Annotated in this window: 11 protein-coding genes; 8 read left to right on the forward strand and 3 right to left on the reverse strand. The window is 55.8% G+C overall.

What is annotated here, in order from left to right; translation table 11 throughout:
• Positions 1-7: 7 nt before the first annotated feature.
• Complete coding sequence (locus NST04_RS32065) at positions 8-2,260, reverse strand: FAD-dependent oxidoreductase (protein ID WP_341187829.1); 2,253 nt, start codon at positions 2,258-2,260, stop codon at positions 8-10.
• A 138-nt stretch (positions 2,261-2,398) separates the two neighbouring features.
• Between NST04_RS32065 and NST04_RS32070 the strand changes: the two genes are divergently transcribed.
• From NST04_RS32070 to NST04_RS32085, 4 genes are all read left to right on the forward strand, one after another.
• A complete protein-coding gene (locus NST04_RS32070; RefSeq protein WP_341187830.1) occupies positions 2,399-3,196 on the forward strand; it encodes an AraC family transcriptional regulator in 798 nt (265 codons plus the stop codon).
• A 107-nt stretch (positions 3,197-3,303) separates the two neighbouring features.
• Complete coding sequence (locus tag NST04_RS32075) at positions 3,304-4,077, forward strand: GNAT family N-acetyltransferase (protein ID WP_341187831.1); 774 nt, start codon at positions 3,304-3,306, stop codon at positions 4,075-4,077.
• Between the two features lie 283 nt (positions 4,078-4,360).
• Positions 4,361-5,926 (forward strand): glycoside hydrolase family 43 protein, encoded by a 1,566-nt coding sequence (locus tag NST04_RS32080; protein WP_341187832.1) that lies wholly within the window; start codon positions 4,361-4,363, stop codon positions 5,924-5,926.
• A gap of 30 nt (positions 5,927-5,956) precedes the next feature.
• Positions 5,957-7,408, forward strand: a complete 1,452-nt coding sequence (locus NST04_RS32085; RefSeq protein ID WP_341187833.1) for a glycoside hydrolase family 28 protein — start codon at positions 5,957-5,959, stop codon at positions 7,406-7,408.
• A gap of 2 nt (positions 7,409-7,410) precedes the next feature.
• Here the strand turns inward: NST04_RS32085 and NST04_RS32090 are convergent, their stop codons facing one another.
• Entirely contained in the window at positions 7,411-8,274 is an 864-nt protein-coding gene (locus NST04_RS32090) for an AraC family transcriptional regulator (protein WP_341187834.1), read from the reverse strand.
• A gap of 73 nt (positions 8,275-8,347) precedes the next feature.
• Between NST04_RS32090 and NST04_RS32095 the strand changes: the two genes are divergently transcribed.
• The 4 genes from NST04_RS32095 (at position 8,348) to NST04_RS32110 (ending at position 12,227) form a co-directional block, all read left to right on the forward strand.
• Positions 8,348-9,238, forward strand: coding sequence for a pectinesterase family protein (locus tag NST04_RS32095; RefSeq protein ID WP_341187835.1), 891 nt, complete (start codon positions 8,348-8,350; stop codon positions 9,236-9,238).
• A gap of 55 nt (positions 9,239-9,293) precedes the next feature.
• On the forward strand, positions 9,294-10,328 hold the full coding sequence (locus NST04_RS32100; protein ID WP_341187836.1) for a dienelactone hydrolase family protein: 1,035 nt from the start codon (positions 9,294-9,296) through the stop codon (positions 10,326-10,328).
• A gap of 34 nt (positions 10,329-10,362) precedes the next feature.
• Positions 10,363-11,487: a glycoside hydrolase family 88/105 protein gene (locus NST04_RS32105; RefSeq protein WP_341187837.1), complete on the forward strand. Its 1,125-nt coding sequence runs from the start codon at positions 10,363-10,365 to the stop codon at positions 11,485-11,487.
• 128 nt (positions 11,488-11,615) lie between these two features.
• Positions 11,616-12,227 carry a uridine kinase family protein gene (locus NST04_RS32110; protein ID WP_341187838.1) on the forward strand — a complete coding sequence of 204 codons (612 nt, stop codon included), beginning with the start codon at positions 11,616-11,618 and terminating at the stop codon, positions 12,225-12,227.
• 81 nt (positions 12,228-12,308) lie between these two features.
• Here NST04_RS32110 and NST04_RS32115 read toward each other — a convergent pair whose 3' ends face one another.
• Entirely contained in the window at positions 12,309-12,800 is a 492-nt protein-coding gene (locus tag NST04_RS32115) for a DinB family protein (RefSeq protein ID WP_341187839.1), read from the reverse strand.
• Between the last annotated feature and the right edge of the window lie 3 nt (positions 12,801-12,803).

The raw sequence follows: 12,803 nt of genomic DNA on the forward strand, positions 1-12,803 counted from the left end.
CAGTCCCTTAACCATACACCCGCACCTCAATAATCTCCGCATACTCGCTGCCGTTGGTCTCCAGGACCATGACCCGCAGGCGGTCGGCTGTTACAGCTTCGTTCAGCGTGTGTACCCGCTTGCGCTTGTGGTTGTCATGTTCCCCGGCAACTGCGGTCCATTTGCCGTCCAGGTAAGCTTCAATACGGTAATCCTTAACGAGCGTCGGCAGGATTTCATATGGCGTAATATGGTGATGCAGGTTGATCAGGTCCTCGTTCACATCGTCATTGAAGGTAATGTGAATCTCGCGCAAGGTTACCGGCTCGTTCCAAGCCAGCTCCAGCCACTCCGGCTGGCCGGAGGCCATCCGGTCGGAGGACCACAGATGTGGCCCGCCGTACGGACGGAGGTAGCCGTCGGTGGCTTTGTCTGCGGCGAAGGCGCTTGTTGGAGCAGACAGGCGAAGGCAGGGAGCCTTGTGGTCATATTTCTTTTTGTCCCATTGCACTACCGGCTGTGCGGGCGGATTCTCGCCGAAGTCCCTTGAGGCAGCGGGGGTCTCGCTATGCCCGTATACCAGCATTCCCGAAGCTGGCTCATCTGCCATATGCAAGGACAGCGCAGCATTGGCCTTGACGGCCAGGAACGCGTTGCGCGGGGACTCCGGCTGCCACTGAACCGGAAGCTTCACCCACTGGACGTCTCCGGCCTGAACGGGAACGGATACAGACTCGACAAACATATGGGGAACATAATTCTCGGACCTTCCGGTCTCCCATAGCTCGACCGTCAGCTCTGCGGCTTCGGCCGCATCGATCAGCAGCTCAATCCCGTCCAGCTCAGGATCAACCGGAACAGTGATGCCGATGTTATCGGTAAGCGTTACGCTGAATGCAAAATCCTCTACAGCGAGCCGGCTCCGCTCGCTGGAGGCGCTGAGCGCAGCCTTCAGCGCCAGATCTGCTTCATCCTCGTTGCGCAGCCCGAGGACGGAAGCATCCTGGCGCAGCATCGTCTGCTGCAGCTCGTTCAGGTGGGCCGCATGCAGTTCGCGCGGCGATATTCCCTTGGCGGCGCAGAGTGCCGCGCCGATACCGGCGGCTTCGCCGATGACCGCGCAGGTAGCCATGACGCGGGTCGTGCCGAACGCGACATGCGAAGCGCTGATGTCGCGGCCGGCCATCAGCATATTGCTGACGTTCACCGAATACAGCGAACGGAACGGAATGTGATAGCTGCCGTCCGAATACATATGCTTCGAGCCTGACTCTGTAGCGTACACTCCCTGCGGCGGATGCAGGTCAATGGACCAGCCGCCGAACGCCACGCGGTCCGGGAATTCATGCTGAGTCAGGATATCATTCTGATTCAGGACATAATCGCCAATGAACCGGCGGTACTCCCGCTTGCCCGGAGTCGAACCGACCCATTCCAGCGTCATGTTGTCAGCGTCGAATTTGCCGGAATTCTTAATATAGTCCCAGATCCCGTAGATCACAGACCACAGCTCGTCGCGGATGGCCTCATTGTCATGAACGGTGTCCTGCTCGCCGCCGAATTCGATCCACCAGTAGGCGCAGCCGTTGTCGCCGCTGCGGATGATACGGCGTTCGGCGATAGCGGTTTGTGTAATATCCTTTGCCATGGCCGGAGCGATATATTTGACCGGATGGCCTGCGTCCTTGGTATAGAAGAGCAATGTGCTGCCGAGCGTAATATCATCGGCAACCAGTGGTGCCCATTCCTCATTATATTCTTCGCGTGCTTCACGGCCCAGCCGGTACTCTGCACCTGCCAGGAAGCCTACCAGGCCATCCCCCGTACAGTCCAGAAAGACTGCGCTCTCAAAAGTAATTCTCCGCTCCGAACCCATCATCCAACCCGTCACGGACCGGATGCTCCGCTGGCCGCTGCCATCCTCGGAAGCATCGACCTCATGTACATCCGTGTTCAGAAACAGCTGAATGTTCGGTTCGGCCTTAACTGCTTCAAGCACAACCATATCCCAGAGATACGGATTGCCGTCTTTGTTGCGGTACTGGTTCTCCACAAACAGCTCGCCCATGATCCCCGTTTCACGGGCATACCGGTGGATACCGTGTGAGGTTGCGCCGCAGACCCATACCCGCACCTCGCTGCTGGAGTTGCCGCCGAGCACCGGACGGTTATTAATCAGCGCCACACGCTGGCCCAGCCGGGCTGCCGCAATCGCCGCGCATACCCCTGCCAGTCCTCCGCCTACCACCGTTACATCCGTGTTGACCGTTTCACTACGCATTGTTGAACCTCTCCTTTGGTGTATGTTAATATATCCGTAGTTTCATGATAGGATAATCATTAATCAAATGACATGCATATATTTTCTTGATCTATATACTTTATTTCGCTGAATAATGCAATCGGAGGGGAGTCAGACATGCGTATGAATTGGTCGGTTCGTCCGGCAGCCTATATCTATTGGGAGCAGAAAAAACAGTTCCTGCTGGAGCACGACACCTATCCTGTGTGGACGTTATTTGCGGTTGAGCAGGGACAATTCGCTTACCGCTTCGGAGACCACGAAGGGGAGGGCGGATTCGGGGACATCATTGTATGTCCGCCGGGGACAACCTTTTACCGGAGAACGCTTAGTCCGTTGACCTTTCATTTCATACAATTCGAATGGGCGGAAGAGGGGGGGCCGGAGGACGCTGCAACGCTTGGAGGCAGTTGGACAGTCAGGGATGTGGAGCGCCTAAGATCTACATACCGCTATATGCGGAGTATCGGAAGAGGGATTCAGGAGGAGCCGGGGTATAGCCGGATGAAGCATATGCTGGAGGATCTCTGGAGGCTGCTTGAAATCGAGCGCAGCAGTGCATCCGAGGAGCTGCGCTCTGAAGAGACAAGTCCGGGCCCGCTGATGCAGCAGGCTAAGCAATGGCTGCTGGAGCACGCTTGTACACCTATGACCCTGCAGGAGCTGGCCGCTACCCTTGATATTACTCCAGTGCAATTAACGCGGCGTTTCCGTGCGGCCTATGGGACGGCCCCTTCAGACTTCGTAACCGGACTCCGGCTTAGACGGGCCTGCCAGCTTTTGGAGGATTCCAGACTGCCCATTGAAGGGATCGCCCAGCAGTGCGGCTACGAGAACGGCTTCTATCTGAGCCGGGTATTCTCAGCGAAGCTGGGATTAACTCCATCCCGGTACCGTAAGCTGCACCGCGTATAATTAATAACAATTGTATAATTCAGCACATTACATTAGTATGTAATTAGTTAATCATCTAATTTTATATGAACTAAATAGTTTTTCGCTGTAGAAAGGATTGAATTGTAATGAAAATAGATGCTTCTGTCATCGCCGCAAGAAATATTATGGATGAGAGCCAAGGTAAGAGTTATCCCACATTTGCGTATTCGGTATTAGATCGTTACATTGACGGGGACATCATCATCGATAAGTCTTCGGCACTGATCGGTACTTCTTCAGGCATTTATACAGTGGTGGGGGATGAGACGAATGACGATTTTGCATCCAGGCTGCTGCACGAATTCAAGCATAGAGAGAGACTAGATCAGAGATTTACGTTATTTTCATCCTCTGAGGGGTGGGATCGCAGAATCAATGAGCTTTTAGGGGCGAAGCTGCAGCGGCTGCAGAGGTATTCTTTTACATTCAATGAGCAGCGTTTCCTGCAATCGGGAAGAGCGGGTATGCAGGAGAGCTTCCGGCTGAACAGGATAAATGAGGAATCGCTTGAGGGGGATAGAGAGTTCGATGCGGTGTACATCCGGAAATATTGGGGATCATTAGAGCGTTTTGCGGACAAGGGCTTCGGTTTCTTTGTTACGGAACACGAAGTAATTGCAGGAGAATGTGTCTCTATATTCTCGTCCGAACAGTATGCGGAGATTGATATCTTGACAAATCCCTTGTACAGGGGAAGGGGCATGGCGGGGTGTGTTGCCAAAGCTTTTATCCTGGAGTGCTTAGAACGTCAGATCACACCAAGGTGGGACTGTGACCTTCACAATATTGCCTCCATCCGATTGGCGCAGAAATTAAATTTTACCGCTCCAGAGACCTATTCGCTCTATGCGAGGAAGTAAGTCTGAATCACACAAGTGATTCTGAACAGTTAAGAGAATATGCTAAGACATTTGATTAAAATAACGAGAGTGAATTCTACTCCATAGTGCAGCGACAGTAAGAGACGTTATCCGTCCCCTGCTGCCGCTGTTTCTGTTTCCAGGACAAGAAAGTATAAAAAACAGGAAAAAGAACATAGAAAGCGCAAGAAAATTAAACTTATACGAACTATAATTGGTTATGCTTACATATCGTTGATTAATTATTCGTACCTATCGCCCGCGTGAAGGAGGACTTCCGAATTTGAGAACATTCCGTAATCCGGTGCTGCCGGGCTTCTACCCTGATCCTTCGGCTATCCGTGTAGGTGAAGACTATTATCTGGTCACTTCAAGCTTTGAATTCTATCCCGGGGTTCCGGTCTTTCACAGCAGAGACCTTGTCCACTGGCGCCAGCTGGGCCATGTGCTGGACCGTCCGTCCCAGCTTAATCTGGACGGGATTCTTCCGTCGAGGGGGATTTGGGCGCCGACCCTCCGGTACCATCAGGGTCTCTTTTATATGATCACGACGTTTGTTGATAATCACAAGGAACCGCATAATTTCTACGTAACCTCCGCTGATCCGGCGGGAGACTGGTCCGACCCTGTCTGGCTGGAGGATGCGCCCGGCATTGATCCCTCCCTGTTCTTCGATGAGGACGGCAAGGTCTATTATACCGGTAACCGGGTGCCTCCCGGAGGCCAGGATTATCCGAAGCATATGGACATCTGGCTGCAGGAGATTGATCTGGTGCAGGGCGGGCTTACCGGCCCAAAGTACAGTCTCTGGCAAGGAGCGCTGAAGACTGCGCATGCCCAGGAAGGGCCGCATCTGTATTTCATCGGAGGCTGGTATTATCTGCTGATCGCTGAGGGCGGCACCGGCCATACCCATGCGGTGACGGTTGCCAGAAGCCGCAGCGTGACGGGGCCCTATGAGGGGCACCGGGCCAACCCGATCCTGACCCACCGCCATCTTGGCAGGGACTATCCCATCGTGAATACGGGCCATGGGGAGCTTGTGGAGACGCAGCACGGGGAGTGGTGGATGCTCTGTCTGGCCTCCCGGACCTGCGGGGGATATTACCGCAACCTGGGCCGGGAGACCTTCCTGACTCCGGTCAAGTGGGAGGACGAATGGCCGGTAGTGAATCCCGGCAAGGGCGTCCTTGAGCTGGAGGGGCCAGCGCCGGATCTGCCGGTGACGCAGTGGCCGCTGTTGCCGGTGCGGGATGATTTTGCTGCCGGGGAGCTTAGCCCGATCTGGAACTTCCTGCGCACGCCGCGCGGCGAATTCTGGAGCCTCAGCGAGCATCCGGGGCATCTGCGGCTGCGGCTGAAGCCGGAAATGCTGGCGGAGACCGGTAATCCGGCTTACATCGGAAGACGGCAGCAGCATCTCAGCTTCAAAGCCGCAGCGGAGATGCGCTTCCGGCCGGAGGCCGCAGGCGAGAGCGCCGGACTGGCCCTGCTCCAGAATGCGGACAACCACTTCCGCTATGAACGGGTGGCAGAGGACGGAGGGCAGCTGTTGAAGCTGACCGTCCGCAGCAGAGGAGCTGAGCAATTGCTGGCCTCTGCGCCGTATGAACTGGATACAGTACAGCTTAAGGTAGAAGCCCGGGGGCAGGATTACAGCTTTTATTATAGAGCCGCAGATTCTGACACCTGGACCGCACTGCATGAACGGGCTGACGGCCGGGTGCTGAGTACGGATTGGGCTGGAGGTTTTACAGGGGCCTATATCGGAATGTACGCCAGTGCGGGTGGAGCGCAGAGCAGCAATGTTGCGGATTACGGCTGGTTCAGCTATGAAGAGCTTGAATAGATCTTGATCAGACAGAGATGGAGGAATACGATGAAAACAATACATGATTCCGCAGCTTATCCAATCCCGGAGCTGCCGCAGATTCCGCAGCGGACCTTCCGTATTACGGACTATGGGGCAGAAGCTGAAGGGCTGTTATGTACGTCTGCTATACAGGATACCCTGGATGCCTGCGCTGCTGCAGGAGGAGGAACGGTTATTATCCCGCCGGGAATCTGGCGCACCGGGCCGCTGACGCTGCATAGCCGGATCAATCTGTGTGCCGAGCGGGGGGCGCTGGTATGCTTTGAACCCGACTACACACGGTATCCGCTGCTGTTCTCCCATTACGAGGGGACTGCCGGCTGGCGCTGCCAGGCTCCGCTGGACGGGGAGGATCTGAGCGATGTAGCCATAACCGGTGAAGGTATCTTTGATGGCAGCGGCGAGGCCTGGCGTCCGGTGAAGCACTTCAAGCGGACGGAACTGGAGTGGAATAGCCTGCTTGCCTCCGGGGGGGCCCTGGATGAACAGGGTCAGATATGGTGGCCTTCCAAGGAAGCGCTTGCTGGAGAAGCTTATGTTCTGCAGCTGAAGGAAAACGGCGAGACAGCAATGGAGGCTTATCTCCCTGCCCGTGCGTATCTGCGTCCTGCGCTGCTGAGCCTGCGGAATTGCCGGAGAGTGCTGCTGGAGGGGCCGACCTTTCAGAACTCTCCTGCCTGGTGTCTGCATCCCATGGGCTGTGAGCAGGTTACGATCAGACATATTCAGGTCCGTAATCCGTGGTACTCCCAGAACGGGGACGGCCTGGATCTGGAGTCATGTACACATGCGCTGGTGGAGCATTGCAGGTTCGATGTAGGCGATGATGCCATCTGCCTGAAATCCGGCAAGGATGAGGAAGGCCGCCGGGCAGGAAGAGCCTGCCGGTACATTACGATCCGCCATTGTACGGTCTATCACGGACATGGCGGGGTAGTGATCGGCAGTGAAATGTCGGGCGGTGTGCATGCGGTCCGGGTGAACGACTGCGTGTTCATGGGTACGGATATCGGGCTGCGCTTCAAGAGTACCCGGGGAAGAGGCGGCGTAGTAGAGGATATCCTGGTGGAAAATATTCAGATGTCAGGCATCGTCCATGAAGCGGTATCCTTCCACCTGTTCTATGCCGGGGTTGAAGGGTCTGAGGGCTATGACGAGCAGGAGGTTCCGGTCACGGAGGAGACTCCGCAGTTCCGTAACATCACGCTGCGGAATATGGCCTGCCGCGGGGCGGCAACCGCGCTGCTGGTGAACGGGTTACCGGAAATGCCGCTTGCTGCGCTTACGGTGGAGAACTTCAGCGCCATAAGCAGGCGGGGCATCATCCTGCGCCATGCAGCAGGGCTGAAGCTGGACGGGATCAGGCTGCAGACGCAGGAGGAGCCGCAGGTACAGATGCATAAGTGCAGTGATGTGGAGCTTGTCCGTTCAGGAGACCTAGCTATCACCGAGCTTTAACCTTAGGACTCCGGTGCAGGCTGTGACCCCGCTTCCTTGCGGTACTGGAGCGGGGTCAGGCCGGTTGATTTTTTAAAAGTTTTATTGAAATGGGACAGATGCTCGAAGCCGACTGCTCCAGCGATCTCCTGAATTCTGTCGGGGGTACCGGCCAGCAGGCGCTGGGCCTCGCGGACCCTGATATGGACGATATATTCCCGGAAATGAAAGCCGGTCAGACGATGAAATACCCGGCTCAAATAAGAGGGACTGATGAAAAAGTCCTTGGCGGTCTCTTCCAGCGTAAGTGCTTCCCGGTAATGGGCGCGGATATAGGTGGCGACATCGGTTACCAGATGGTGCAGCGGATGGCGGGTGCCGCCAGCCTGGGCCGTACTCTCCGAACGCTGGAGCAGGATCATCAGCTCAGTCAATAGGGCAGTAACACAGGTTTCGTAGAAGGGCCGCCGGATGCGGGATTCCTCCAGCATGCGGTTCAGCAGGGACTCCGCTTCATTCTGCTCGCGCAGGGTCAGCCTGAACAAGCGGTAGCGGTGGCTCTGGAACCACTGCTGCTCGTCTCTCAGCACCGGGGGCAGCAGCAGCGGGTCATAATTGATCAGAATCCGCTCGAATTCGGCTTTCTCGGAGCTTGCCGTGGAATGGAGCTCGCGGCCGGGAATCAGTATCAGCTCGCCTTTGTGAACCGTAACCACCCGGTCGTCCACAAAGTATACCCGCTCCCCGTCCGTCAGGTAATACAGCTCAGTCCATTCATGGCTGTGGGGGCGCGGCATCGCAGTGATGCCTTTGCGCTTCATATGCTGGATGCTGAAGCGTCCGTCTTCAAGATGATATTTGGGATTAGGGCCAGATACGCTATTCATACATCTCCTCTTCTCCTGGAAGCTGTTAGAGTTATTATAGAATACATTCAGGTTGCTGTGAAAGGAGCCGTCCATGTTAATTATAGTCTCGAAGAATGCCGGAGAAGGATACAGCAGTCTGCAGGAGGCGCTGGATTCCATTCCTCAGGGGGATATACAAGCCGTAACCATACGAATTAAGCCCGGGATCTACGAGGAAAAGGTTACGATCGCCCGCGAAGCCCCGCCCATCCTGCTGCTGGGAGAGGACCAGCATTCCACCATTATCTCGTGGAATGATAATGCTCATACGCTTGGCGCGGACGGTGAGCCGCTGCGCACCTTCCGCACCGGGACACTGAACGTGTTCGCAGAAGGCTTTACTGCCGAGAATCTGACCATCCGCAACACTTCCGGGCCGGGAACAGGCCAGGCGGTCGCGGCGTTCGTCGATGCCGGGCAGGCTGTGTTCCGGCGTGTACGTCTGTTAGGTGACCAGGATACCCTGTATACCGGGCCGGGGCGGCAATATTATGATGATTGCTACATTGAAGGGGATGTGGATTATATTTTTGGTCCGGCGACCGCGTTGTTTGACCGCTGCCATCTCCATAACAAGCGTTCCAGAGGGTATATCACAGCGGCTTCAACGCCGGAGGGAGCCGCCTTCGGTTATGTGTTCCTGGACTGCCGGATCACCGGCGGCGAAGGGGTAAGTGAGTGCTATCTTGGACGCCCTTGGCGCCCTTACGCGCATGTCGCCTTCATCCGCACGGTGATGGACGGCTCGGTGACCGGGGAAGGCTGGCATAACTGGGGGCAGCCGGACCGGGAGCAGACCAGCCGCTATGAAGAGTATGGCAGCAGCGGCCCGGGCGCATGCCCCGAGGGCCGGGTAGCGTGGTCACGCCAGTTAACTGCGGAGGAAGCCGCACAGTACCGGATTCTGTCTGTGCTGGACGGCTGGCATCCCGAGGGCTATTAATCGCCTGGGCCAGGGTACATCCAGACCCAGGAACCCGGAATTGGAGGATTTTCCGATGGAATCACTGGAACAATATATCAATCAACTGACGGCTTCTGCACCGCGCAGCTCTGCCTTCCGCAAGGACATCTCCTTTGCGGAGTGGCGGGCATCCCTTACCGCCGGATTCATAGAGCGGCTGGGCGGATTTCCCGCTCAGAGGGAGGCGCTTGAACCGGTACAGCTGGAGCGGACGGTCTGCAGCGGATACATCCGCGAACGTATCGAGATCACCACCTACGAAGGACTTAGAATGGCCCTGTATCTCCTGATCCCGGAGCAGCCGGCAGGCTCTCCCTGCCCGGCTGTGCTGGCTATTCACGGGCATGGCTACGGCAGCCGCGAGATTACCGGCTTGAATGCGGACGGGTTGGAGCGGACGGGGGACCCGGGTCTGCATAAGGATTTTGCCGTCGCCCTGGTGAAGCAAGGCTTCGTCGTGGCCGCTCCTGAGGTGCTCGGATTCGGAGACAGGCGTCTGGCTGAGGATCTCGCCAGCGGCGAGCCTGGACGTAATTCCTGTTACCGCCTGTCCTCGGCACTGCTGATGGCAGGGCAGACGATGGCAGGCTACCGCATCTATGAGACGATGCGGGCGCTGGATTATCTGCAGGAGCGGAAAGAGGTTGACGGGGAACGGATCGGCATTATGGGCATCTCCGGCGGCGGGCTGGTGGCGGGCTTCACGGCTGCACTGGATGAACGGATCAGCAGTGCGGTGGTTAGCGGCTATGCCAATACGTTCCAAGCCAGCATTCTCACCCGGCATCATTGTCTGGACAATTATATTCCGGGCATTCTGCTGGAAGCGGAGATGCCGGATCTGCTGGGCCTGATTGCACCGCGCGGGCTGTTCCTGGAGGCGGGAGACGCAGATCATCTGTTTGGTCCCGCCGGCGTGAGGGAGGCTCTGGAGCGGCTGGAGCAAATCTATGCCGCAGAGGGCCATGGCGGGCAGCTTGCGGCGGATTTTTTCACAGGGGGCCATGAGATTCACGGGGAACCGGCGTATGCCTGGCTGCTTAAGCAGCTTGCCGGTCCGCAGGAGTAGGGTTACAGTAACGCAAATGACAGGAGGAATAGAGATGTCTATATCAGAAGCAGTAAGCACAGGCTTATCCCGCAGAATTGCGGATACATTCATCGGTCAATGCAATGAACAAGGGGAGCACGAGTATGTAATGGAGCGCTGGGCGTATGTCCCCGGCATGCTGCTGATGTCAGTGGCCCGGGCCGGGGTTCAGCATGGCGAGCCTGAGTACCTCTCCTTCATGCAGCGGCATATGGACAGCTTCATCGGGGAGGACGGAAGCATCCGCTCCTATTCGCTGGAGGAATATAACCTGGATCAGATCAATCAGGGCAAGAATCTGTTCTGGCTGTACGCTCAGACGGGTGAGCAGCGCTACGCGGAAGCCGCCCATCTGCTGGCAGCACAGCTCATCGGACAGCCCCGGACCTCCGAGGGCGGCTTCTGGCATAAGAAAATATATCCCTTCCAGATGTGGTTGGACGGATTATACATGGCTTCGCCGTTCCTGGCCGAATATGGGGCAGTCTTCGGGCGTCCGGAGCTGATCGATGAAGCCGCCCGTCAGCTGCTGCTGATTGAGCGCAGAACCCGTGATCCGCGTACCGGCCTGTTCTATCACGGCTGGGATGAATCCCGGGAGCAGGAGTGGGCGGATTCCTCCACCGGATTGTCGGCCCATTTCTGGAGCCGGGCGATGGGCTGGTACGCGATGGCCGCCGTGGACTGCCTGGAGCATTTCCCGCTGACCCATCCGCAGCGGGGAACGGTGATGGGGATTTTTCAGCGGATGTGCGGTGCGCTGGTTGAGGTGCAGGATCAGGAGAGCGGCCTCTGGTATCAGGTACTGGATCAGGCGGGACGCAAAGGCAACTATCTTGAAGCGACAGGCTCCTGCATGTTCGTCTATGCGATGGCCAAGGCTCTGCGGCTGCGGTATTTGGAGCCTTCCTTCAAGGCAGCGATGCTAAGCGGTTACGAGGGAATCCTTAAGCATCTGGTGACCGAAGACGAACAAGGCGTCCATCTGCACAAGATCTGCCACGGGGCCGGGCTCAGCAAAGACCGTAACGGCTCCTACGATTACTACATTTCCGAAGCAGTTGTATCAGATGTACCTATGGGTGTGGCACCGCTGCTGCTGGCTTCTCTTGAAGTGGAGAGATACCTTGCCGGGTAATAACACTCAGCGGAATAAGCTTCACCGTTGCCGGGATTTTGCTGGAAGGACAGCCGGTTCCCGGCCGCATTTTATGATAGTATAAGATGTTATTACATCTATCAATGATATGCGGAGGACACAGGTCAATGGATCAGGAATTACAGAGAATTGTCAAGTGGATCAGCGGTCAGACTGCGAGGGTCATCATCGGGATTTCAGGTCATGGAGCATCGGGCAAAACTACATTTGCCGGTCATCTGATCAGCTTGCTCGGGCAGGATAACGTGAATCTATTGAATACGGACCCCTATATTATCAGTTCTAATCTCAGGAAGTTCGCGATGATTGACTATGAATATGACAATGAACAATACCGTGATAAAATGACGGCGTGCCACCCGCTTGCCCATAACGTTGCCGCACTGGAGAGGGACATTCGTATGCTGAAGGACGGCCTCGGCCTGTATACGATGGATACCCACTACACCAAGAGTACGCTGTTATCTTCACGCAACAAGATTAATATTGTGGAAGGCATGAGTGTTGCTTTTACCGACCCGGAATTGTATGACCTCAAAGTATACCTGCATACGGATGGAGAGACTGAGCTGAGACGCAGGGGAATCCGGGATGTGGCTGAGCGGGGTACGGATATCGGATACTTAATGAGATCCCATGAACAGCGCAGGATTCAGTATGAATTATTCATGCATCCGTATCACGAGAGGTTCGATATTGTGATCAGGAATCAGGATTAAGGGTAGTTTATATCTCCAAAAGAATGATAAAAAGCTGAGGCTCCATCTATCCAGATTTCAGTGGACAGACGGGGCCTCAGTTTATGTTTTTGTGACCGCAACTGATGCTGCATACTTGTCTATCTGCTTTTTGTGATGCTTATCGTGGGAGATGAAATCTCTCAGATACTTGCGGATACTGAATTTCTTCCCGTCACCATCGGGATGATTCTGTTCAAGAGCCGCATCGCTGAAGGAGGCTGCAAGCCCGGTAATCTTGGTCCGGTACAGAACGAATTGCCGGGCGGCTTCTTGACGGGTTACTGTTTTGGCGTATAGGACCGCATTGGCATTGAATGCATTGAAGTCCAGATGTGCGGCTGTCAGCGGCAGGCCTTCTTGAATTTTGACCAGGGCCTCCTCATAAAAGTATTTGTCCCACAGCATGATGTGGCAAAGGAGATCCTGCAGAGACCATTTTCCGGCCTCCAGCGGAGCCTCCCAGTCTGCATCTTCGATGCTGTCCAGCGATTGAATATATGGGATGAAGGACTCGAATTCAAGAATGAGCTGCTTGTTGGTTTTGGCTGCCATGAT

Origin of the sequence: Paenibacillus sp. FSL H7-0756 (assembly GCF_038006765.1) — a bacterium.
Lineage (GTDB): Bacteria > Bacillota > Bacilli > Paenibacillales > Paenibacillaceae > Paenibacillus_AQ.

Coding starts and splice junctions, on each gene's coding strand:
- NST04_RS32065 (WP_341187829.1), bottom strand. CDS start 2,260: ATGCGTAGTGAAACGGTCAACACGGATGTAACGGTGGTAGGCGGAGGA.
- NST04_RS32070 (WP_341187830.1), top strand. CDS start 2,399: ATGCGTATGAATTGGTCGGTTCGTCCGGCAGCCTATATCTATTGGGAG.
- NST04_RS32075 (WP_341187831.1), top strand. CDS start 3,304: ATGAAAATAGATGCTTCTGTCATCGCCGCAAGAAATATTATGGATGAG.
- NST04_RS32085 (WP_341187833.1), top strand. CDS start 5,957: ATGAAAACAATACATGATTCCGCAGCTTATCCAATCCCGGAGCTGCCG.
- NST04_RS32090 (WP_341187834.1), bottom strand. CDS start 8,274: ATGAATAGCGTATCTGGCCCTAATCCCAAATATCATCTTGAAGACGGA.
- NST04_RS32095 (WP_341187835.1), top strand. CDS start 8,348: ATGTTAATTATAGTCTCGAAGAATGCCGGAGAAGGATACAGCAGTCTG.
- NST04_RS32100 (WP_341187836.1), top strand. CDS start 9,294: ATGGAATCACTGGAACAATATATCAATCAACTGACGGCTTCTGCACCG.
- NST04_RS32105 (WP_341187837.1), top strand. CDS start 10,363: ATGTCTATATCAGAAGCAGTAAGCACAGGCTTATCCCGCAGAATTGCG.
- NST04_RS32110 (WP_341187838.1), top strand. CDS start 11,616: ATGGATCAGGAATTACAGAGAATTGTCAAGTGGATCAGCGGTCAGACT.
- NST04_RS32115 (WP_341187839.1), bottom strand. CDS start 12,800: ATGGCAGCCAAAACCAACAAGCAGCTCATTCTTGAATTCGAGTCCTTC.